The 22,196-nt window shown below is 45.0% G+C and carries 18 protein-coding genes; 16 read left to right on the forward strand and 2 right to left on the reverse strand.

The window, feature by feature from the left end; genetic code table 11:
• Nucleotides 1-136 precede the first annotated feature (136 nt).
• The 14 genes from KNP96_RS07240 to KNP96_RS07305 all read left to right on the forward strand — a co-directional run bounded on the left by KNP96_RS07240 (nt 137) and on the right by KNP96_RS07305 (nt 14,023).
• A complete protein-coding gene (locus tag KNP96_RS07240) occupies nt 137-700 on the forward strand; it encodes a glycerol-3-phosphate responsive antiterminator (protein ID WP_088836476.1) in 564 nt (187 codons plus the stop codon).
• A 190-nt stretch (nt 701-890) separates the two neighbouring features.
• The gene (locus tag KNP96_RS07245; protein WP_214765509.1) at nt 891-1,715 is read left to right on the forward strand and encodes an MIP/aquaporin family protein; all 825 of its coding nucleotides are present in this window, start codon (nt 891-893) and stop codon (nt 1,713-1,715) included.
• A gap of 28 nt (nt 1,716-1,743) precedes the next feature.
• Complete coding sequence (glpK, locus tag KNP96_RS07250; RefSeq protein WP_214765506.1) at nt 1,744-3,234, forward strand: glycerol kinase GlpK; 1,491 nt, start codon at nt 1,744-1,746, stop codon at nt 3,232-3,234.
• A gap of 137 nt (nt 3,235-3,371) precedes the next feature.
• Nucleotides 3,372-5,045 carry a glycerol-3-phosphate dehydrogenase/oxidase gene (locus tag KNP96_RS07255; RefSeq protein ID WP_088836478.1) on the forward strand — a complete coding sequence of 558 codons (1,674 nt, stop codon included), beginning with the start codon at nt 3,372-3,374 and terminating at the stop codon, nt 5,043-5,045.
• 561 nt (nt 5,046-5,606) lie between these two features.
• The gene (locus KNP96_RS07260; RefSeq protein ID WP_088836479.1) at nt 5,607-6,290 is read left to right on the forward strand and encodes a DsbA family oxidoreductase; all 684 of its coding nucleotides are present in this window, start codon (nt 5,607-5,609) and stop codon (nt 6,288-6,290) included.
• Nucleotides 6,291-6,323: 33 nt separating this feature from the next.
• Nucleotides 6,324-7,313, forward strand: coding sequence for a lipoate--protein ligase (gene lplA / locus KNP96_RS07265; RefSeq protein ID WP_029332843.1), 990 nt, complete (start codon nt 6,324-6,326; stop codon nt 7,311-7,313).
• A 51-nt stretch (nt 7,314-7,364) separates the two neighbouring features.
• A complete protein-coding gene (locus KNP96_RS07270; protein WP_159172707.1) occupies nt 7,365-8,252 on the forward strand; it encodes an SDR family oxidoreductase in 888 nt (295 codons plus the stop codon).
• A 125-nt stretch (nt 8,253-8,377) separates the two neighbouring features.
• Complete coding sequence (locus KNP96_RS07275) at nt 8,378-9,922, forward strand: fatty acid--CoA ligase family protein (protein WP_214765571.1); 1,545 nt, start codon at nt 8,378-8,380, stop codon at nt 9,920-9,922.
• A gap of 121 nt (nt 9,923-10,043) precedes the next feature.
• Complete coding sequence (locus tag KNP96_RS07280; protein ID WP_088836481.1) at nt 10,044-10,475, forward strand: methylglyoxal synthase; 432 nt, start codon at nt 10,044-10,046, stop codon at nt 10,473-10,475.
• Between the two features lie 101 nt (nt 10,476-10,576).
• Nucleotides 10,577-10,732, forward strand: a complete 156-nt coding sequence (locus KNP96_RS07285) for a hypothetical protein (protein WP_167331094.1) — start codon at nt 10,577-10,579, stop codon at nt 10,730-10,732.
• Between the two features lie 131 nt (nt 10,733-10,863).
• Nucleotides 10,864-11,529 carry a response regulator transcription factor gene (locus KNP96_RS07290; protein WP_088836482.1) on the forward strand — a complete coding sequence of 222 codons (666 nt, stop codon included), beginning with the start codon at nt 10,864-10,866 and terminating at the stop codon, nt 11,527-11,529.
• A gap of 11 nt (nt 11,530-11,540) precedes the next feature.
• Nucleotides 11,541-12,908 carry a HAMP domain-containing sensor histidine kinase gene (locus KNP96_RS07295; RefSeq protein WP_239456836.1) on the forward strand — a complete coding sequence of 456 codons (1,368 nt, stop codon included), beginning with the start codon at nt 11,541-11,543 and terminating at the stop codon, nt 12,906-12,908.
• A 110-nt stretch (nt 12,909-13,018) separates the two neighbouring features.
• A complete protein-coding gene (locus tag KNP96_RS07300) occupies nt 13,019-13,492 on the forward strand; it encodes a competence protein ComK (protein ID WP_251135760.1) in 474 nt (157 codons plus the stop codon).
• A gap of 120 nt (nt 13,493-13,612) precedes the next feature.
• Nucleotides 13,613-14,023 carry a hypothetical protein gene (locus KNP96_RS07305; RefSeq protein WP_029332849.1) on the forward strand — a complete coding sequence of 137 codons (411 nt, stop codon included), beginning with the start codon at nt 13,613-13,615 and terminating at the stop codon, nt 14,021-14,023.
• Nucleotides 14,024-14,095: 72 nt separating this feature from the next.
• Here the strand turns inward: KNP96_RS07305 and KNP96_RS07310 are convergent, their stop codons facing one another.
• Both KNP96_RS07310 and KNP96_RS07315 read right to left on the reverse strand, forming a co-directional pair.
• Nucleotides 14,096-14,434 carry a hypothetical protein gene (locus KNP96_RS07310; RefSeq protein WP_029332850.1) on the reverse strand — a complete coding sequence of 113 codons (339 nt, stop codon included), beginning with the start codon at nt 14,432-14,434 and terminating at the stop codon, nt 14,096-14,098.
• A 59-nt stretch (nt 14,435-14,493) separates the two neighbouring features.
• Nucleotides 14,494-14,874 (reverse strand): truncated hemoglobin, encoded by a 381-nt coding sequence (locus KNP96_RS07315; protein ID WP_214769870.1) that lies wholly within the window; start codon nt 14,872-14,874, stop codon nt 14,494-14,496.
• A 138-nt stretch (nt 14,875-15,012) separates the two neighbouring features.
• Between KNP96_RS07315 and addB the strand changes: the two genes are divergently transcribed.
• Together addB and addA are read left to right on the forward strand one after the other, a co-directional pair.
• Nucleotides 15,013-18,450 (forward strand): helicase-exonuclease AddAB subunit AddB, encoded by a 3,438-nt coding sequence (gene addB / locus KNP96_RS07320; RefSeq protein ID WP_251131925.1) that lies wholly within the window; start codon nt 15,013-15,015, stop codon nt 18,448-18,450.
• A complete protein-coding gene (gene addA / locus KNP96_RS07325) occupies nt 18,447-21,998 on the forward strand; it encodes a helicase-exonuclease AddAB subunit AddA (protein WP_214769873.1) in 3,552 nt (1,183 codons plus the stop codon). The genes addB and addA overlap by 4 nt, the downstream gene beginning before the upstream one ends.
• Nucleotides 21,999-22,196 lie beyond the last annotated feature (198 nt).

Below are 22,196 nucleotides of genomic sequence, written 5' to 3' on the forward strand. Positions count from 1 at the left end.
CTCCTTTTCAGACAGTTTTACGTTAAGGTATACCCTAAAAGTGTTGACTCTTTTCATGGAAATTCAGGAAACCCCATTGCGAAACCTTTACTGGACACGACATACTGAAAACAATTCAAAGAAATGGGGAGTGACGATGACTTATTTTGGTCAGAAAATTTTACCGTCCGTCAGGAAACTTGAGGACTTTGAAAAAATGCTGAAAAGTCCGTATGAATACGGAGTGTTACTCGAGATGCACGTCTCGCGTTTGAAGTCGGTTTATGAATTAGCCAATCGATATGATAAAAAAATGTTTTTGCATATGGATTTAGTTCAAGGACTAAAAAATGATGAATATGCGACGGAGTACGTCTGTCAGGAATTAAAGCCATATGGTGTCATTTCAACGAAAGCGAGCGTCATCTTAAAGGCGCGTCAAAAGAAAGTTAAAACGATGCAACGGATGTTTCTGCTCGATTCCAGTTCACTCGAAAAAAGTTATCAATTGATGGAGCGGACTCAGCCTGATTATATCGAAGTGTTACCCGGATTGATGCCAAAATACATTGAAGAAGTTAAACGAAAAACGGGACGACTCGTTTTTGCGGGTGGATTGATTGATACGGTCGAGGAAGTAGAACAAGCGATTGCAGCGGGTGCGTCGAGTATTACGACGTCCAATAAAGAGTTGTGGCGACATTTTGAACCTGAACGATGAAAGCGCTATGATAAAACGCACAAAAAGTGTTTGACAGCGTTTTCATCGATTGTTATAGTGACATTAAGTTAATACACAGTGACGGAGAAATCGGAGATTCACGCTTTTATTCCCTTTGAGTAATTCTCAAGAGGGAGGAAGTGTGAATCTCTTTTTTTTGTTGCTATTTTGATAAAAGGGGGAATAGAACATGTCAGCAGTACTAGCAGAATTTTTAGGAACAGCCTTACTTGTTGCGTTAGGTAACGGAGTCGGGGCAGGGGTTTCGCTATCAAAGTCGTATGCTAAAGACGCTGGATGGATTGTCATTACGTTTGCTTGGGGATTTGCGGTAGCGTTGTCCGTCTATGCCGTCGGTCAGTTCAGTGGAGCCCACTTGAACCCTGCCGTCACACTCGGATTAGCCTTTGACGGTTCATTTGCTTGGACAGATGTACCAGGATACATGATCGCGCAGGTCTTAGGTGGAATCGTCGGTGCCAGTATCGTTTATCTTCATTACTTACCGCACTGGGCAGAAACAAAAGACCCGGCAACAAAATTGGGTGTTTTCGCAACGTCACCCGCTATTCCACATACATTCGCAAACGTTGTCAGTGAATTGATTGCTACGTTCCTGCTCGTCGTCGGAATCTTATCGATTGGTGCTAATACGTTCTCAGATGGTTTGAATCCACTCATCGTCGGCTTTTTGATTGTTAGTCTCGGTATGTCATTCGGGGGAACGACAGGCTATGCAATGAATCCGGCACGTGATTTAGGACCGCGGATCGCACACTTCATTTTACCGATTGCAGGAAAAGGATCATCGAATTGGGGTTACGCTTGGATTCCAGTACTCGGTCCCGTATTAGGCGGAAGCTTAGGTGGATTATTTTATCGGTCTGTTTTCTCAGGCAAGGATACACCGGCCTTCATTATCGTCGGACTTGTGACAATTGTCATTTTAGGTTTATGCTATAAATTCGGTATTCGTCCGAATAAAGAAACGTCAGTAGCGTCAAAGTCAGCTTAACTTACTAGATACAAAGGATGGGGAAGAGATGGAGAACTACATTTTATCATTAGACCAAGGAACAACGAGTACACGAGCGATTCTGTTTAACCAAGCAGGGGAAATCGTTCATTCCGCCCAACGTGAATTCACGCAGTATTTTCCAAAACCGGGTTGGGTCGAGCATAATGCGAATGAAATCTGGGGTACAGTCCTTGCAGTTGTCGCAACATGTTTAACAGAAGCGAACGTAAAAGCGAATCAAATCGCTGGAATCGGGATTACGAACCAACGTGAAACAGCAGTCGTTTGGGAAAAAGAAACGGGTAAGCCAATTCACAACGCAGTTGTTTGGCAATCCAGACAGACAGCTGAAATCTGTGAAGAGTTACGTGAAGCGGGTCATGGTGAATTGTTCCGTTCAAAAACTGGTCTTTTAATTGACGCTTACTTCTCAGGTACAAAAGTCAAGTGGATCCTCGATCACGTCGAGGGGTCACGAGAACGTGCAGAACGAGGAGAACTCTTATTCGGAACGATTGATACGTGGTTGATTTGGAAGTTGTCAGGTGGAAAAGCGCACGTGACAGACTATTCAAATGCCAGTCGGACATTGATGTACAACATTCATGAACTGAAGTGGGATGACGAATTACTTGAGATTCTTGATGTGCCTAAAGCCATGCTTCCTGAAGTCCGTCCGTCGTCTGAAATTTATGCGAATACAGCAGGTTATCATTTCTTCGGTGAGTCGGTTCCGATCGCTGGAGCAGCAGGCGATCAGCAAGCGGCATTATTTGGTCAAGCTTGTTTTGAAAAAGGAATGGCGAAAAACACATATGGTACAGGATGCTTCATGTTGTTGAACACAGGAGAAAAACCAGTCGTTTCGGATCACGGCTTATTGACGACGATCGCTTGGGGTGTCGACGGAAAAGTCGAATATGCACTCGAAGGAAGCATCTTCGTTGCCGGATCAGCAATTCAATGGTTGCGCGACGGCTTACGTCTCATTAATGATGCGAAGGAAACGGAAGCTTACGCAAAACGTGTCACTTCTTCAGACGGCGTCTATGTCGTTCCGGCATTCGTCGGACTCGGGACACCTTACTGGGATAGCGACGTCCGTGGAGCAGTCTTCGGCCTGACGCGTGGAACAGAAAAGGAACACTTCATTCGTGCGACACTCGAGTCGCTTGCGTATCAGACACGCGACGTCTTGACGGCGATGGAGCAAGATTCAGGAATTGAAATGTCAGCACTTCGTGTTGATGGTGGTGCTGTTAAAAATGATTTCTTAATGCAGTTCCAAGGCGATATCATCAATGCACCAGTCGAACGTCCGGAAATCAATGAGACGACGGCACTTGGTGCTGCATATCTTGCAGGACTCGCAGTCGGATTCTTTAAGGACAAAGAGCAAATCGCGGCACATTGGAAAATGGATCGTCGTTTCGAACCAGAGATGGATGGAACAGAAAGCGATGCATTATATGACGGATGGAAAAAAGCTGTCCAAGCTACGATGTTGTTTAAATGATGTGACATATGTTATATTGGGTATAAGTTAATAAACCGGTCGGAGAATATGGAGAGACCACAACAGCAGTTGGCATAGTCAGCTTGTTCGTTGTGGTCTCTTTTTTTCTTTTTCGAACCTAACAGGAGGAACTATTCATGGCTAACCAATCTTTTTCAAGCAAAAACCGTACAGACGTCTACAATCGATTGACACGTGAAGAACTTGACATACTCGTCGTCGGTGGCGGAATTACAGGCGCAGGAATCGCACTCGATGCTGCGTCACGCGGCATGAAAATCGGTCTCGTTGAAATGCAAGACTTTGCAGCCGGGACGTCAAGTCGTTCAACGAAACTCGTCCATGGTGGTTTACGTTACCTGAAACAATTTGAAATTCAAATGGTCGCTGAAGTCGGGAAAGAACGAGCAATCGTCTATGAGAACGGACCACATGTTACGACACCGGAGTGGATGTTACTACCGATGCATAAAGGTGGTACATTCGGACCGTTCAGTACGTCAATCGGACTCCGTGTCTACGATTTCCTAGCGGGTGTCAAACGTTCAGAATGGCGTTCGATGTTATCTGCAAAAGAAACACTCGCAAAAGAACCGTTAGTCAAACAAGACGGATTAAAAGGTGGCGGCTATTACGTCGAGTACCGGACAGATGATGCACGATTGACGATTGAAGTCATGAAAGAAGCCGTCAGTCACGGAGCACGTGTCGTCAACTATACGAAAGCTGAAGAAATCATCTACGAAGCAGGTAAAGTCGTCGGTATGCGTGTGACAGATCTCTTAACAGGAGATGTTCATGAAATCCGTGCTAAAAAAGTTGTGAATGCGACAGGACCATGGGTCGATGAGTTACGTGAGAAAGATGGTTCAAAAGTCGGGAAACAACTTCGTTTGACAAAAGGGGTTCACGTTGTCATCGACCAATCTAAATTCCCACTCAAACAAGCAGTCTATTTTGATACACCAGACGGTCGGATGATTTTCGCGATTCCACGTGACGGTAAAGCATATGTCGGAACAACCGATACGTTCTTCGATAAAGATACAGCGCATCCGAAATTCACTGTCGAAGATCAAGATTATGTCTTAGACGCGATTCGCTACATGTTCCCAGAAGTCAAAGTCACGGCGGAAGACGTCGAGTCAAGCTGGGCTGGTGTTCGTCCATTGATTTATGAAGAAGGGAAAGATCCTTCTGAAATTTCACGGAAAGATGAAGTATGGCAGTCAGAGTCAGGACTCATCACAATCGCAGGTGGTAAATTGACAGGATACCGCAAAATGGCAGAGCATGTTGTCAACCTGGTCGCGAAACTATTAAAAGAAGAAACGAACCGTGCCTATGCGCGTTGTTCAACAAAAAATATGCCAATCTCAGGTGGACATGTCGACGGAGCAAAAGGTTTCGAACGGTTCTTGAAATCGCAAGCACCAGCAAACGGACTCACTTCAGAAGAAGTCTTGTTCCTTGCGCAACGTTACGGATCAAACATCTCTGAAGTATTGACGTATGCTGCAGCTTACGATCAAGCAGAAACAAAACTTCCGCGTGATGTCTATGCACAGCTCCATTATGGAATTGAGCAAGAAATGGTCGCACGTCCAATCGATTTCTTTATTCGTCGGACTGGCGCTGTCTTCTTCAATATCGCTTGGGCACGTCAGTATAAAGACGCAGTCATCGAAGAGATGAAACAACACTTGAACTGGACGGAAGAACAAACGAAACAGTATACAGAAGAATTAGAAATTGAAATTAACGATGCGTCACACGCACTCGTTACTGAAACAGCTTCTGCCGCTAACTGAATGAAATAAGTGTGTAATGCCCCCGACGACACGTCGGGGGCATTTGAGGTTGTAGACAAATGCTTATGAAGCGTGAACATGCGATATCGAGATGCTATCAACTCGCGATTCCCTGTCCCGCCTCGTTTTCCAAGTGGCAATCGATCGCGCCGCTACAGCAAAGTTGCAGGAGCGCGACCGATTGCTTTTCGCGGTCTAAAGCGATTCAAGACGGATTGTGCTCTAAACCGTATGCATGCCTTTCCCTCACGGTATCACCTAAAAAGCGTCACGTGTCGTTGACTCCTACGGGTGAAAGTGCGTGTTTAACGCACTTTCAGAGGCAGGCAAGACCCTGCTCGTTGTCCATTAAGATCAAGGCGCAATGGCTTGCGCCTCACCCGAGGAAAGCAACGAAAAAAACCGCTTTTATTTCTCGAGATTACTTTATCTACACGTTGTAATGCTCCCTACAATACGTCGGGGGCATTTTTCCATGACTTGAAATCAGATTAATTGCAAGAGGTGTCGCTGAGGATTATGCTTAGTCCATACTGAAAAATCAAAGGGAGTTGGAATGAAATGAAAGTAGAAGTATGGTCAGATTACGCGTGTCCGTTTTGTTATATCGGGAAAAAACGTCTAGAAAAAGCAATTGAAGCGAATGGAATGAAAAATGTAGAGGTCGAATTTAAAAGTTTTGAACTCGATCCGAATGCACCGGCTGAACCGACGAAAGGATTATATGAAATTCTTGCTTCGAAATACGGTACGACAGTCGAGGAAGCACGTAATATGTCACAAGGCATCGTTGAGTCAGCGAAAGCTGACGGATTAATGTACGAAATGGATCGTGTCGTTCCTGCCAATACATTTGAAGCTCATCGCTTGACTCAACTCGCGAAAAAACATGGTAAAATGGATGAGATATCGGAAGCACTCTTTCAGTCTTACTTCATGAAAGGGGAGAACTTGAACGATCCGTCAATCTTGACGCGCGTTGCGCAGGAAGTCGGACTCGACTCAGAAGAGGTTGAGGCATTCCTTGCATCAGATACTTCAACAACTGAAGTCCGGGAAGAAGAAGATATGGCACGCGAACTTGGTGTGACAGGAGTTCCCTTCTTCGTATTTGATCGTAAATATGCGATTTCAGGGGCGCAACCCGTTGAAGCGTTTAGCCAAGTGATGGACCGGATTCAAGCGGAACAAAAGATTGAAGTCGTAGCAGATGGTGATGCTTGCGGAGTCGATGGTTGTAACTAAAATCCAGGCTAACAAAAGGAGAACGTACCCTACATGAAACTTATCTTTCACCCTGAAATTCGAGATGCGCGGATTAACCTTGCTGTCGAAGAATTCATCTTGAATAACTTGAACGTCAATGAAGAAGACTATTTTTTATTTTATATCAATGGTCCTTCCATCATCGTCGGAAAAAATCAAAACACGAATGAAGAAGTCAACTTGAAGTACGTCGAGGATCATGGCATTCACGTCGTGCGTCGTCTATCTGGTGGTGGAGCGGTTTATCACGATGAGGGAAACTTGAACTTCAGTTTCTTGACGAAAGATGACGGTGATTCGTTTAATAACTACAAAAAGTTCACGGAGCCTGTCGTGCAAGCCCTTCACAAACTGGGCGTGGAAGCTGAGCTATCTGGGCGAAACGATATTCATGTCGGAACGCGTAAGATTAGTGGGAATGCTCAGTTTACGACCCGTGGACGGATGTTTAGCCACGGGACATTGATGCTTGATTCGAATATTGAAGAAGTCGTCAATGCGTTAGTCGTCAGCGAAGAAAAAATGCGATCAAAAGGAATCAAATCAGTTCGTAGTCGTGTCGCCAATATTTCTGAATTCTTAACTGAACCGTTGACGATGGATCAATTCGTTGATCATCTGCTCGCTTCGATTTATGAAGGAAAAGAAATCGAGCGTTATACGTTGACGGAAGCAGATTGGGAAAAGGTTAATGCGATTTCAGCAGAACGGTATGGCAACTGGGACTGGAACTTCGGCAAGTCTCCGAAGTTTGATGTCATCCATAAAAAACGTTTCCCGATCGGAACGATTGATTTCCGGCTTAATGTTACGAAGGGCATCATTCAAGAAGCGAAAATCTATGGAGATTTCTTTGGTGTCGCGGATGCCTCGGAAATTGCTCAAGCATTAGAAGGAAAACGATACGACCGTGCGTCATTGCGGGAAGTATTAAGTCAGTATGAATTAAAAAAATATTTTGGTGCTGTCGAACTAGACGAAGTACTCGACGTTTTAGCATAAGCTTTTTTGGGAAAACTCTCTCTATCAACTTGCATAGGGGGAGCTTTTTTTATGGGCTACAATAAAGATAACTTTTTAGAAGGTACGTTAGAGGATTTCATCAATTTTGAACAGGTCTCAGAAGGGTTACCAAAAACAGAGGATAATCAACCGCTCCCTTACTATGAACGTGACGATTATCGTGCGGCCGGGAAATTAAAAGGCAAGGTCGCAATCATCACTGGTGGTAATTCCGGAATCGGACGTGCCGTATCGCTTGCCTATACGCTTGAAGGTGCGAAAATCGTCATCGCCTTCTATGGCGACCAAGAGGGCGCGGAAGAAACGAAAGCGCGTGTCGAAGAGCTTGGTGGGGAAGTGCTCCTGTCTAAAGGAGACATTGGAGACGCAGCTTATTGTGAAGAACTCGTTCAAAAAACAATCGACAAATTTGGCCGCCTCGATATTGTCGTCAATAATGCGAGTATGCAAAAACCAGAAGACTCGCTTCTCGATATTGAAGACAAGTCGCTGGAGAAGACATTCAAAACAAATATTTTTGGAATGATGCGTCTTGCACGTGCTGCTTTACCACACCTCAAGCAAGGATCTGCCATCATCAATACAACATCATCAACAGCATATGAAGGCAATGCCCTTCTGATTGATTATTCTTCAACAAAAGGGGCGATCGTCAGCTTCACGCGAAGTTTATCCATGAATCTCGCAAAACAAGGGGTTCGTGTCAATGCTGTCGCACCAGGTCCGATTTGGACACCGTTGATCACGGAGACGTTCCCGGATGAATCGGTAAAAACGTTTGGTAAAAATACACCGATGGATCGACCGGGCCAACCGGCAGAAATGGCATCCGCGTACGTGTTCTTAGCATGTAACGATTCGAGCTATATGACAGGACAAGTGCTTCATCTCAATGGTGGCGTCATCGTCAACGGATAATGATAAAGAACGTGAAAACGTTTCCATAAAATGATATACTATCCATACTAACGCAAGCGTTATGTATGGATTTTTTTTGCGTAAAAAATGAATGGTTGTTCATTTGAAGGGGGAAGTTAATGATGATGGGATTGATTCATTCTGTAGAGGAGACCGCCCGGAGAAGTCCGGATGCAGTCGCCTACGTCTTCGAAGACACGAAAGTCAGTTATCATGAGTTTGTCGAGAAGTTCCACCGGGCAGCAGGGGCATTAGAAGCGAACGGGATTCGCAAAGGAGATCATGTTGCATTGATACTTGGGAACAGTCCAGCGTTTTTAGTTGGGTATTATGCCATCATGAAGCAAGGGGCGATTGCGATTCCAATCAACCCAACATATACACCGGATGAAATCGGGTACATTTTGATGAATGGGGACGTTAAAGGAATTCTTGGGATCGCTCCGCTCGTCGAAGCAGCAAAAGCACGGTTAGTTCATTTACCGAACTTATCCGTTGTCGTATCGGTGCCGTTTAACGGGGTAATTGGCCCAAGCGAAAAAATCGGGAATGTTGAATTTACGACGTTAGAAGACTGGCTTTCCATCGAACATCCGGTCAAAGACGTGATGAATGAACTCGATGATACGGCAGTCATTTTGTATACGAGCGGAACAACAGGGAAACCGAAAGGCGCCATGCTCTCACACCGTAACTTAACATCAAATGCACAATCGATTGGTGAATACTTAAATGTGTCAGAGCGCGACCGGACGCTCGCTGTGTTACCGATGTTCCATGTCTTTTGCTTGACGGTCGTCGTTAACGCTTCACTTGCACACGGAGCATCAATCATCATTGCACCACGTTTTTCACCGCAAGAAACGTTTGAACTGGCGAAAAAAGAGCAAGTTACGATTTTTGCCGGCGTACCGACAATGTATAATTTCCTTCTTCAGACGGTTCAAGCCCACCCGCATTTTGCAGATTACTTTGCGTCGAGCCGATTATTCGTTTCCGGTGGAGCGAGCTTACCGGTTCCTTTACTTGAATCATTTGAAAAGACGTTCAACTGTCACATACTAGAAGGATACGGCCTATCAGAAGCCTCACCCGTCACGTGCTTCAATCCGTTAAATGGAATCCAAAAGCCGGGGTCGATCGGTCCGTCCATCATCGATGTCGAAAATAAAATTGTGGACGAACTCGGACAAGAATTACCGGATGGTCAAGTCGGAGAGTTAATTGTCCGTGGACCGAATGTCATGACGGGCTATTATAAGATGCCGGAAGAGACACAAGCGACGCTACGCGACGGTTGGTTATATACGGGAGATCTCGCGAGAAGAGACGAGGACGGTTATTTTTATATCGTCGATCGGAAAAAAGATATGATTATCGTTGGTGGTTACAATGTCTATCCACGTGAAGTCGAAGAAGTGCTCTATAAACATCCAGGGGTCGTCGAAGCTGCCGTAATCGGTGTACCAGATGAAGAGATGGGAGAAGCCGTCAAGGCATTTATCGTGTTAAAAGATAGCGTCACAGAAGCAGACCTTCTCGATTTTTGTGCGATTTCACTCGCGAAATACAAGTGTCCGACACGTCTCGAATTCATTGATCAATTGCCACGCAATACGACCGGAAAAATTTTACGGACCGTGTTGAAAAAACAACCATCCAATTCATGACATCCTTCTTAACCGACGACGTTCAAGCGTGAACATCGTCGGTTTTTTAGTCTATTCATGAAAATGAGAGGTTTTTGAAGGCGCGTTTGAGTGCATATACTCTAGAGAGGAGGACGATAAAATGAACATTGCATTGATTGCACATGACGAGAAAAAAGATGAGATGATCATGTTTGCCCGGGCCTACCAGGACTATTTAGCAAAGAATCAATTGTACGCCACGGGGACGACAGGGAAGCGGATCGTCGAAGCGACGGCGCTCGACGTACACCGCTGTAAATCTGGACCACTTGGTGGCGATCAAGAAATTGGCGCGATGGTTGCTCGAGGGGAAATTGACATCGTGATCTTTTTACGTGATCCGTTGACGGCACAGCCTCATGAACCGGATGTATCGGCCTTGATTCGCTTATGTGATGTCTATGACTTGCCGTTAGCGACAAATGTCGGGACGGCTGAGATTTTAATTAATGGGCTTGAACAAGGTGATTTTAAATGGCGTGAAATTATTCAAAAGCGACGGGAAGAGGAACAAGATAAATTTTCTTCGTAACAAACTGCTTGAGAACGCTTCTCATTTTCGTTTCATCGTGTTATAGTCGTATTGAAGATGATACTGATTATCAATTGCGATAGAAAAGGGCGGCGAAAACAATGGAAATCATTTTAATGACAGGTGTCACGGTCTTACTCGGTGGAGGAGCAACCTTCTTAGCACATATTGTAAAGACGGAACGTCGTCATATTGCGACAGATGTTAAAACGAACGTAGAACGTGCAACCTATCCATCGTTGCGCCTCGTAAAATAAATAGTGTTACTGACTAAACGCGCCTCTTTTTGGATAAAAGAGGGCGTTTTTTTCACATTTGGAGTGTTCTCACATAATTGTGCGGAATTCCTTTGATACACTACAAAAAAAGGACTTAGTCAGGAGTGACAGTGATGCATACGATTTATTTAGTGGATGATGAAGTGAATCTGAACCGCGTGCTCGTAAAATATTTAGAACAAGAAGGATGGCAAGTGAAATCGTTCACCTCTGGGGAAGCGGCAGCTTCAGCGATTATTGAAAAGCCTGATTTATGGGTGCTCGATATTATGTTACCGGATATGGACGGATTTCAGTTGATTAAACGAATCAAGGCACATGATGAGACGACACCTGTTATTTTCATCTCTGCCCGAGACGAAGATATCGACAAAATCATCGGCTTAGAAATGGGCTCGGATGATTACATCGCGAAACCGTTTTTGCCAAGAGAACTTGTCATTCGTGTCAAAAAAATCTTAGCGCGCGCCTATGCGACACCAAAAACAGGAGTGATTCAGTATGGCGATTATACAATCTATCCTGAAAAACGAGTCATCGAAGAAAATGGTCAAGAAATTGATTTGACCTCAAAAGAGTATGATTTGTTGATTTTATTTGCGACACAAATCGGGACGCCAATGTCCCGTGAACAGATTCTTGTCAGTGTCTGGGGTGATGATTACTTTGGTTCCGATCGTGTCGTCGATGATTTAGTTCGACGAGTCCGGAAAAAATTATCCAAACTTGAACTAGAGACGATTTATGGGATTGGCTACCGGTTGGTGTCTGCATGAAGAATCGGAGTTTGGGATTTCAGATTTGGGCGATGTTTCTACTCGTCATCGCAACGCTCTCGATCGTTATCCTTGTCGTCATGCGGTCATCGATTGGAAACTTTATTGATGAACAGGTCTATTCGACGTTAGAAAACAGTGAAGTCTTCTTTTCAAAAGATGCTTCTGTCATCGACATGTTGCAGGACAATCCAATTGAATTTGATCGTCGAAAACAGGAGTCGCGTTCCGTTAATATTTTGTTGCTTTCGAAAAATGGGAAACTCTATTATGGGGGAGCCCCGCAACAATTGATTGATCAGATGTATCGTGATGCGATCAATCAAAAAGCAGAAACGGAAAAATATACGACGCAACTTGATAAAGAAGACGTCTATTACAGCATTCTCAAGATAGAATCGGAAGGGGAGACGTATTATCGTGTCTCTTATGTCTGGGATGCCTATCGTCAAGAACTGATTACGCAATTGTTTTCAAAAATTGGCTGGGTCGTCGTAATTGTGAGTATCTTGACATTGTTCATCGCTTTTTGGTTAGCACGTCGCTTGACGCAACCATTGATTGAAATTGAAGGTGCAGTCGGAAAGATTGCAGCGCAACAGTGGAATACGCCACTTCCTCTTGATCGCGGAGATGAAATTGGTCGTTTGGCACGATCGGTCAATGCCATGCGCGTCGATTTAGAAAAGCAGGATAAAGCACAAAAAGCGTTGTTACAAAATATTTCACATGACCTGAAGACACCAATCATGGTCATTCGCAGTTATGCACAGTCCATTTCTGACGGGATTTATCCGGATGGTGATTTGACAGGTTCGGTCTCAGTGATTGAGGAAGAGGCCGAACGGTTAGAAAAGAAAGTCGCTGCCTTGCTTTATGTGACGAAATTGGATTACTTTGAATTAGATCGTTCTACATGGGATACGATTGATTTAGACCGAATGGTTCATTTACTACAAAGTCGTTTTTCAAGTACAAAGCCGCTTTCGTGGACGATTACAGGGGAAGCCGGTCTTGTACTTGGCGAAGGAGAACAATTACGGGTTGCACTTGAAAATGTAATTGATAATGCGATGCGATATGCTGAGACATCGATTGATATTCGTTTATCCGGGACCGAAGAGATAGCTCAAATCGAGATTGAAAACGACGGTCCACCACTCGATTCATCATCACCACTTTTTCATCAATTTTCACGTGGTAAAGAAGGTAAATTTGGTCTAGGTCTTTATATCGTAAAACGTATCGTTGAGCGTCATGACGGGGAAGTTTCAATCGAGAACCAAGCAGTGGGAAATGGAAAAGATAAAGTTTGTGTGATTTTCAAATTCCCACGTCATTTTAAGCCAGAGATGGACCAATCAACGAAAGAACTTTAAAAACGAGATAGCGATATCTCGTTTTTTATATTGGGAAATATCGAACAGTCGAGGGCGTACAGGTGGGTTCTTTGATACAAACAAAGTAATAGAAGAAGGGAGATAGTAGGATGCCACATAACATCACGGAAGAAACGTTAGCTCTTATTCCTCAGTTCGGTCAATACGGGGAACCGCAAACACTACTTATTAAAGAACGGTCGGAACTTGTGCTCGAAGGACATCCGATCAAACTGATTGAAGAATCATGTTTGTATTTTGGTTCTTCGATGCGAGGAAGAATTGAAGCAGCACGACATATCTTAGGACCAAACCGAAAAACGCCGGTTTTAATTGATTGGCAAGCACAAACCATCTTCTTTCCGACGACAGCTAAAGAAAAGGCGGAGTGCATCTGGATTAACTTTAAACAAATGAAGACCGTTAAGAAGAGTGGCGGAAAGGTGCAAGTCGAGTTTCAAACAGGACAGCGGATTGATACGGCCGCATCTGCCTATAGTATTGAACGACAGCGGATTAAAACCCTAGAATTAGCTTACGAAATGCAACGACGCTTCCAGGGAACGGGACATGAACACGTTTAACAAGTGCAGAAAAGTGGAAAACTCTAACAGGAAACGTTACCAATGAGAGCGAAATGAACTTGAGTAGAAACTGAATGCGCATTGAAGGGGAGGTGAAGCGACCGATCTGGTCGCTACACGATGAATGAATCATATGAATGGTTAAACCGTAGAAAATTACAGCCGGGCTTCGGTGTTAATGGAGGACGCCGTTTTATTAGTTCACGGATCGTCCGTCCAGAAAACACGCCCGGCAAACGAATTAAAGATATTAAGCGAACACGCCAACTCATCGTCGACGAGGCAGGAAATCGACGTTGGGTGACAAAGCGAGTAGTCGTCACAGATGCATCAAAACATATGACGATTAACCGCCGCACATCGATTGCGCAAAAAGAAGTAACAGAATCTCGCTTAGAGCAAGTGAAGCAAAAATTATCTTCGAAGAAAGTATTGATTCCCGTTTTAGCGGCGACAGGGCTTGCCGTTGCCGGAGGGGTACTCGCATATGTACTTCGTCGCAAAAAAAGAAACACTCCCGAGAGTGAATAAACAAGCGTATAAGAAAAAAGCCGCGTCCCTCATTTAATCCAGGGACGCGGCTTTCTCTATACATAACCTATCTTAAAGGAAACGTTTTCGAATCGAAGTTGAGAGTGCTTTCTCTGCAATTTCTTCGAGCTGTTTCAAATTCGTCGCGTCAAAACTATCATTATAGAAGCGACCAACGAATTCGACACGATCATAATCGAGTTCCTTGAAAATCAAATGCTTGTGGTCATCATAAAAGACGACACGGAAGTAATCAGAACCGCGCTCTAATGTGACGAGCCCTTTAATATGTTCGAGTTTCTTTTGCTCGTCAGACTTTTCTTCTTCAACCGGTTCCTCTGCAGTTTTCGCCTCTGCTTGTTCGAGTGCCGATTTCACTAAATCAGGTTTCTTATCTTGTTCTTCAGTCATAATTATCGCCTCCATCTTTCATTTTACATGGAAATGGACAGATGAGAAAGAAAAATCCCTCACGGTTCCTGGTGAGCCTCACAAATCCGTAAGACGTTTAATGCACCAATTCGTAAGCGCTCCATCAAACGTTCAGCTACAGCTCGATTGGAAATTGTCTCATAGATGGCCACTTCCATCAACTCCATCCAGCGAAAGGCGTGTTGCTGTTCAATTGGTAAGAGTCGGTGAATCATCGCTAAATTCGTCCGCGAATCATCTAACTCATATTGGCGTGGACCACCTGTTAAGTGTGTCAAAAAAATAATTTGCGCCTGCTCGACACGTTGACGATCATCAGGAAAAATCGGACGAAGTATGGGGTCGGCATAAACAAGTTGATAAAAGCGAGCGACTAGCTGTTCAAGCATCGGTTGTTTTCCGATGTCATCATATAGCATGGTATTCCTCCTGTCTAACTAATTTTAATTGGCTTCAGTGTAGCAAAAATAAGTAGAAAAATATAGCTTCAAAAACGGACGTTTGTTCGTGTTTTATGAGATAATGACGTATACAAAAACGAGCTAAGGGAGGAACTGATGACCATGAATCATATGCACCTCGGTCGTGCCGGAACCGGAAAAACCACAAAATTAATAGAGACTGTAATCAATGAGCTCGAGGAGCGACCACTTGGAGAGCCGATTTATTTTATCGTCCCCGATCAAATGTCATTTGAGATGGAACGTCGAATTGCGACGGATGCCCGCCTATCTGGATTAGTACGGATGGAAGTCATGAGTTTGCGGCGCTTTGCTTTTCATATCATGCGGGATCATGGCAATCAGGCGATTCCGTTTTTAGACGAGACAGGGACACAGTTGTTATTACGTCAAGTCGTCGAAGAAGTTGAAAATGAGTTAAAGATTTTCAAACGGACAAAGAATATGCCCGGGTTTTACAAGGGGCTTGATGAACTGATCGCTACGTTCAAACGTTCGCTCGTCGCTCCAGACATGTTACGTCAAATTAGCGGACTTTCTCCGGAACGCTCGCCGAAACTAAATGATTTAGCTCTGATTTATGAGCGGTTCTCAGAACGCATCGTGGATAAAGCGCTTCATGCAGATGATTACTATACAACGTTACTCGACTTGTTACCGACAGCAGATCTTGGCAATACGCAATTCTTTATTGATGGTTTCTATGAGTTTTCGTTACAGGAACAACAGGTGTTGCTTAAATTGATGGAACTAGCAAAAGAAGTGCATATCAGCTTTACAATCGATGTAAGTGATCCCTATGCGAAACAGACGGAGTTTGGGGTCTCCCAACGTTGTTATATGCAATTGCTCGAACAGATGCAAGACCGACAGCTCGAGCATGAAGAGGTCCATTATGAACGGACGATTAAGTTCAAGTCGGAAGGATTACAAATACTAGAACAAGCATTGATGAGTCCTGCCTATCCTTCTGTCGATCATCAAGTGGACGGGGTCACGGTGACAGCTGCCGTCAATCGCCAAGTCGAAACGGAAGCCGCTGTCCGCCAGGCAATCCAACTCGTGCGCCAGCATGGTTACCGGTTCAATGAAATTGCTTTTATCGTACGACATCTTGAACCGTATGCGGATCATTTAGAACGTGCGTTTCAGCTCTATGACATTCCGTATTTCCTTGATAAGCGGGAAACGATGATTCATCATCCGATTGTTGAATTGATTCAGTCTGCTTTAGAGCTCGTCGTCGCCGGTTACCGTGAAGAAGCAGTCTTTCGTTTGCTGAAAACGGAATTGATGCCTCTCCCGGCAGATGACCAACGGCTCGCGCTTGATCGATTGGAGACGTTTGTCTTAGAACGTGGTATTAAAGGCACGATGTGGCAAAAGCCGTGGCAATTGAAACGACGCTTAACGGATGAAGTCAGTCTGACGGCGGAGGAACTCGAAGAAGAGGATGAGTTAAACCGGATGCGTCAATTCGTCGTCGATGCGATTACACCGTTACAAGACCGGTTGAAGAAATCAAAAACAATGAGTGAACATACGCGTTCGCTTTATCAGTTCCTTGAAGAACACCAGTTGACAGATCGGCTGTTCAGTTGGAAACAAGAAGCGCTCGAGCGCAATGAGCTCAGTCATGCCCGGGAACATGATCAAGTATATGAAGCGGTCTTACATTTACTTGAACAACTCGAAGCGGCAGCTCCTGAGACGGAACTGTCGACAGACTTATTCGTACAAATGGTCGAAACCGGACTTGAGAGTTTGCGCTTCTCACTCGTCCCACCATCGCTCGATCAGGTCATCGCGACGGATTATGTCCGGGGGCGTTTACAACGAGTAAAAGTCGCATTTTTACTCGGCGCGAATGATGGTATGATTCCGTTCGTCGAAGACCAGTCGAAACTATTGTCGGAAGGAGATCATGATTTCCTTCATAATCATGGAGTTCCGGTCGGTAAAGCGTCACTGGATGTCTTTGATGACGAATTATACTACCTGTACCACGGAGTGACGGCACCGAGTGAATCGTTGTATATCAGTTATGCTCTTGTTGATGAGGACGGGAAGGCATTACAACCAGCCTCCATCGTGAAACAAATCAAGTACCAGTTACTGCAAGACCGTCCTGTCAAAACACACTTCGCAGAAGCAGGAGAGCATGCACCAAATGATCAATTCGATTTCGTAACTGATCCCGACCGAGCGGCGGCTGCGACGGCAATCGAGTTACGCCGTTTACAGCGCCGGTATCCGATTCAATCGTCATGGTTTGATGTCTACAATGCATTGCTCGAGAATGGTCAAGGACGAGAACGAATGGCGTTACTCGTCGATGCGTTATTTTATCAAAACCGAGCAGATGAACTTCCAGACGACTTAGCACGTTCCCTTTACGGTGACAGCATTAAGGCGAGTGTCTCTAGATTTGAGACGTATAATGCGTGTTCCTATAAGCATTTTGCACGGTATGGGCTACGTTTGAAGGAACGAAAACTATATAAATTCGAGGCACCCGACATTGGAAATCTATTTCATGGCGCGTTAAATGATTTGTCCGTCAACATCAAGGAGTCCGGCAGAAAATGGCGTGATTTAGATGATGCATCGTGCACAGAACTTGCGAAAAATGCCGTGGAAAAAGTGACACCAGACATTCAAAATGCTATTTTGATGAGTTCGAATCGGTTCGGATACATTCAGAAAAAATTAACGGATGTCGTCGAACAAACGGCGAAGATGCTCGTCAAACAAGCAGAACGGTCTGACTTCGAACCTGATTTATTTGAAATCAGCTTTGGGAACGCGATGTTCCCTCCTTTACGGTTTACACTGCCGGATGGAACGGAAATCGAATTCACTGGTCGAATTGATCGAGTCGACCAAGCGACGATTGGTGACCAATTGTACGTCCGGATTGTCGATTACAAGTCGAGTGCCCGAGCGCTTGATTTTGCTGAAATTTATTATGGTCTTGCGATTCAGATGTTGCTCTATTTAAAAACGGTCGTCGAACAATCAGAAGTCTTATTTAATCAACAAGCGAAACCAGCAGGCGCCCTGTACTTCCATGTCAAAAATCCGATGTTACGAAGTGATTTGTCGGCGGCTGAAGAAGAACGGAATCGTTTATTGCTCGAATCCTACCAGATGCAAGGTGTGATTGTCGAAAATGATGATGTGTTACGGGCGATGGATCAAATCGCGTTTGATGAACGGAAAAAATCGCCACTCGTCAAAGTGACGTTTACGAAGACAGGACTGCATAAATCACATACGAAAGGGGTCGTCAAAGAAGCGGAACTGAACGCGTTGATGGATCATGCCTGGGACGAATTGAAAACAAGCAGTGCCGAGATGTACGCGGGAGATATCGCCATCGATCCGTTCGACTATCAAGAGCGAACACCGTGTACGTTTTGCGAATACCGTTCGGTCTGTCAATTCGACGAATCGCTCGGGAACAGTTATCGTCAACTGGACCCTTTATCTGAAAAAGAAGTATTGGACCGACTGAAGGAGGAAGAGGAATGAGCGTCAATTGGACGGATGAGCAACAACAAGCAATCGATGCGCGCGGAGGACACATTCTCGTTTCGGCAGCAGCCGGTTCAGGGAAGACCGCCGTACTCGTTGAACGGTTGACGCAACGCGTCATCGATCAAGAAGATCCACTGACAGCAGACCGGATTTTAGTCGCGACGTTTACAAACGCTGCCGCAAAAGAAATGAAAACGCGTGTCATCGAGGCGATCGAAGCGAAAATCAAAGAAGCCCCAGACGATGTTTATTTGAAGAAGCAGCGTCAGATGATGAACCGGGCACAAATTACGACAATCCATTCCTTCTGTTTATCAATCTTACGGGAAAACTATTATCGAATCGGGCTGGATCCGGCTTTTCGAATTGCGGATGAATCCGAATTATTGTTGTTACAAGATGATGTACTGGAAGAGGTCTTTGAAGAATTTTACGCTGCCGCCAATCCGGCATTTTATGAATTGATTGATAGTTATACTTCCGATCGGGACGATCAGGCAATGCTCTCTCTGATTTCAAACTTGTACCGGTTTTCGCGTTCGCTACCAGATCCAGACGGTTTTTACGAGCATCTGCTTGCACAATACGACCAGCCGGTTGATCCTGATGAATCTTCGTTGCTGACACGACTCCTTGAATTAGAATGGCAAAAAATCGCACCGCTTTTAGAACGTTACCTTGAGCTCTCCTATCGTTTGCATCAGTCCGGCTATACAGAAATGGCGGAGCTCCTAATGCGTGACATTGAACCGTTACGCCGTATTAATCCGGCGACTGATCGTTGGACGACGGTCGCACTGACGTTCCAAGCTGTCGAGTTCGGACGCTGGAAAAGTCCGCGTGGGGATGAGGCGATTAAAACATTTCAAACGGAACGGACGCGTCTCGTCAGTGAGTTGAAAAAGCGTCAGGAACTATTCGTTCAAAAAGAGGGTGTCGACTACCTCGAAGATCTTCGGTCGCAACTTGGACATGTCGAGATGATCGTGACACTCGTCCGAAAGTTTGCTGAAGCCTATCTCGAAGCCAAACAAGAACGGGGGCTTGTCGATTTTTCCGATTTGGAACATTTTGCTTTAGCCGTTTTAGAAGAAGACGGGGCACCGACCGATGTCGCCCGCTTGCTTCAAGAACGCTTCGTCGAAGTGCTCGTCGATGAATACCAAGATACGAACGAAGTGCAAGAACGTATCTTGACGTTAGTCTCCCAATCAGACGAACAAACCGGTAATTTATTTATGGTCGGTGACGTTAAACAATCGATTTATAAATTCCGTCATGCTGAGCCGGGACTTTTTCTTGATAAGTTCAAGCGATTCCGGCAAACAGATTATGGAACACGAATCGATTTGACGAAAAATTTCCGGAGTCGTCTTGAAGTCCTTGATGGGACGAATCATATTTTCAGACAAGTGATGGATGCCGCCGTCGGTGAAATCGATTATGACGACGCAGCCTATCTACGGCTCGGGAATCTGGGTTACTTCGAATCAGAACAAGTCGAACCGGAATTGATTTTAATCGATCAACAAGATGAAAATAAGGAAGAATTAGAGGCCCGTGCCATCGCAACCCGAATCATCGAGATGGTCAATGATGACAATCCCTATCTCGTCTTCGATGCTAAACAAAAACGTTTTCGAAAATGTGAATACCGTGACATCGTCGTGCTCGTTCGTTCACGTGGGAAACGCGTTCAAGCGCTCGTTGAAGTGTTTGAACAATATGAGCTGCCGGTATACGCGGACACGACAGGCGGTTACTTCCAAGCGACGGAAATTCAAATCATGATGGCATTATTAAAAACGATTGATAATCCGTTACAGGACATTCCATTCGCGAGTTTGCTCCGGTCGCCGATTTTTGGTCTGACCGATCGCGATTTAGGACGGATTCGTGCAAAATCGGAGGATACGAGTTTTTATGAGGCTGCCGTCCATGTGGCAGGCGAAGCGACACCACTCGGGATTCGAGTCGATGAAGCGTTACAACGTGTCAACCAATGGCGGACAGAAGCCCGTGGTAAGTCACTTGCTGCACTCATTCGCTCACTGTTTGATCAAACCGGGTATTTCGAATACGTCGGGTGTCTCGCAGGAGGACGAAGTCGTCAAGCGAATTTGAATGCGTTATACGAACGTGCAAAACAATATGAAGGAGCAGGGTATCGCGGGTTGTATCGTTTCCTACGACTGATAAATCGTTTGATTGAGCGTGGCGAAGACTTTTCCGAAGCTCGTTCACTAGGAGAAGACGAAGATGTCATTCGCATCATGACGATTCATCAATCGAAAGGGCTCGAGTTTCCTGTCACGATTGTCAGTCAGCTCGGAAAGCAATTTAATAAACAAGATCAAATCCAAGCCATACAATTACACAAAACGTATGGGATTGCGCTTGACGCGATTGATCCAATCAAACGCCTGCGGTCAGGTACATTGTTAAAAGAGGTCATTCGCCGTGAGATGGATCGTGAAATGAAAGCGGAAGAAATGCGAGTTCTTTATGTCGCGATGACCCGAGCAAAAGAAAAGCTGGTATTAGTCGGTTCAATCAAGGGATTAGATGAACAGTTGGTAAAATGGCAAGCTGCTCCACACGACGAATTATTGTTGCCGGAAATCGACCGTCGTAATGCGAAAACGTATGCAGACTGGGTAGCACCAGCTGTACTTCGAAACTTTATGTTACAAGAAGGAGAGCAACAATGGGCATTCCGGATCATGGAACTGAACGAAATTGCCCCATACCAAGAAATTTCGACGATGATTGAACAACTGGAACATGTCCGCTCACTTGAAAAAATTGATCGTCCTGAAAATGACGCTTTCAAAGCGCGAATCGAAGAAAGTTTTGCTTATCGCTATGCGCACCAGCTTGCGACCGAGACGGCAGCGAAGCAAACCGTGACTGAACTCAAACGGACCGAACAACTGGAGCGGGCAGCGTTTGAAGCGACAGAACGTCAAGCGACGTATTACCGGACCCCACAGTTCTTAGGCCCGGTCTTAACGGGAGCAGAACGTGGGACTGTCTTACACTTAGCGATGCAACTTTATGAAGCGGATCTGCCGCTCGCTGAACAAATCACGAAGTGGGAGACAGGTGAACGAATCTCAGAACAAGAAGCTTTGACGATGCGTGATGCGCAAAATCAGCTCGAGACATTCCTGTCCTCAAGCATCGGACGATTATTTGAGGAGCGTTTACGGACGGGAGACGTCTACCGTGAACTACCTTTCACGTACAAAATCGATGCCTCACGTTTTCGTACGGATTGGCATGGTCCCGTTGATCAAGCAGTCATGCAAGGGATTGTCGATTGTTTAATTCAAGACGGGGAGGACTATATTCTTCTCGACTATAAATCGGACCAAGTCTTCGAGACGAGCGCTGACCAAACGCCAGCTGAGATTCTTTGCGAACGTTACGCGACACAATTGAACCTGTATCAAGAAGCTCTTGAATCCATTTTGAACATTTCTATCTCTCGAAAATTGATTTATGCATTTTCCTTAGAGCAAGTGATTGAAGTTATCTAACGAGTAAACAAGAGTAGGATTTCTTTTCCAGTAGGCGTCGAGGATGGAAGGTTCCACTTTACCGCAATCAAATGGCCGATGATCCGATGAAAAAGGGGAATCATCGGTCATTTCTATGTGGATTTTTCCCAATCCTGATGTTCGTTTCTTTAAGGCGTGCCTGCAAAAGTCCTCTTCCCTTGTATATGAGGAAAAGGA

Origin of the sequence: Exiguobacterium sp. s133 (genome assembly GCF_018618595.1) — a bacterium.
Lineage (GTDB): Bacteria > Bacillota > Bacilli > Exiguobacteriales > Exiguobacteriaceae > Exiguobacterium_A > Exiguobacterium_A oxidotolerans.

What these genes read in the sequence shown, in the direction of transcription:
- lplA (WP_029332843.1), top strand. Translation starts at nt 6,324, where the DNA reads ATGAAACTTATCTTTCACCCTGAAATTCGAGATGCGCGGATTAACCTT.
- addB (WP_251131925.1), top strand. Translation starts at nt 15,013, where the DNA reads ATGACCATGAATCATATGCACCTCGGTCGTGCCGGAACCGGAAAAACC.
- glpK (WP_214765506.1), top strand. Translation starts at nt 1,744, where the DNA reads ATGGAGAACTACATTTTATCATTAGACCAAGGAACAACGAGTACACGA.
- KNP96_RS07275 (WP_214765571.1), top strand. Translation starts at nt 8,378, where the DNA reads ATGGGATTGATTCATTCTGTAGAGGAGACCGCCCGGAGAAGTCCGGAT.
- KNP96_RS07270 (WP_159172707.1), top strand. Translation starts at nt 7,365, where the DNA reads ATGGGCTACAATAAAGATAACTTTTTAGAAGGTACGTTAGAGGATTTC.
- KNP96_RS07300 (WP_251135760.1), top strand. Translation starts at nt 13,019, where the DNA reads ATGCCACATAACATCACGGAAGAAACGTTAGCTCTTATTCCTCAGTTC.
- KNP96_RS07280 (WP_088836481.1), top strand. Translation starts at nt 10,044, where the DNA reads ATGAACATTGCATTGATTGCACATGACGAGAAAAAAGATGAGATGATC.
- KNP96_RS07255 (WP_088836478.1), top strand. Translation starts at nt 3,372, where the DNA reads ATGGCTAACCAATCTTTTTCAAGCAAAAACCGTACAGACGTCTACAAT.
- KNP96_RS07240 (WP_088836476.1), top strand. Translation starts at nt 137, where the DNA reads ATGACTTATTTTGGTCAGAAAATTTTACCGTCCGTCAGGAAACTTGAG.
- KNP96_RS07285 (WP_167331094.1), top strand. Translation starts at nt 10,577, where the DNA reads ATGGAAATCATTTTAATGACAGGTGTCACGGTCTTACTCGGTGGAGGA.
- KNP96_RS07310 (WP_029332850.1), bottom strand. Translation starts at nt 14,434, where the DNA reads ATGACTGAAGAACAAGATAAGAAACCTGATTTAGTGAAATCGGCACTC.
- KNP96_RS07260 (WP_088836479.1), top strand. Translation starts at nt 5,607, where the DNA reads ATGAAAGTAGAAGTATGGTCAGATTACGCGTGTCCGTTTTGTTATATC.
- KNP96_RS07305 (WP_029332849.1), top strand. Translation starts at nt 13,613, where the DNA reads ATGAATGAATCATATGAATGGTTAAACCGTAGAAAATTACAGCCGGGC.
- KNP96_RS07245 (WP_214765509.1), top strand. Translation starts at nt 891, where the DNA reads ATGTCAGCAGTACTAGCAGAATTTTTAGGAACAGCCTTACTTGTTGCG.
- addA (WP_214769873.1), top strand. Translation starts at nt 18,447, where the DNA reads ATGAGCGTCAATTGGACGGATGAGCAACAACAAGCAATCGATGCGCGC.
- KNP96_RS07315 (WP_214769870.1), bottom strand. Translation starts at nt 14,874, where the DNA reads ATGCTATATGATGACATCGGAAAACAACCGATGCTTGAACAGCTAGTC.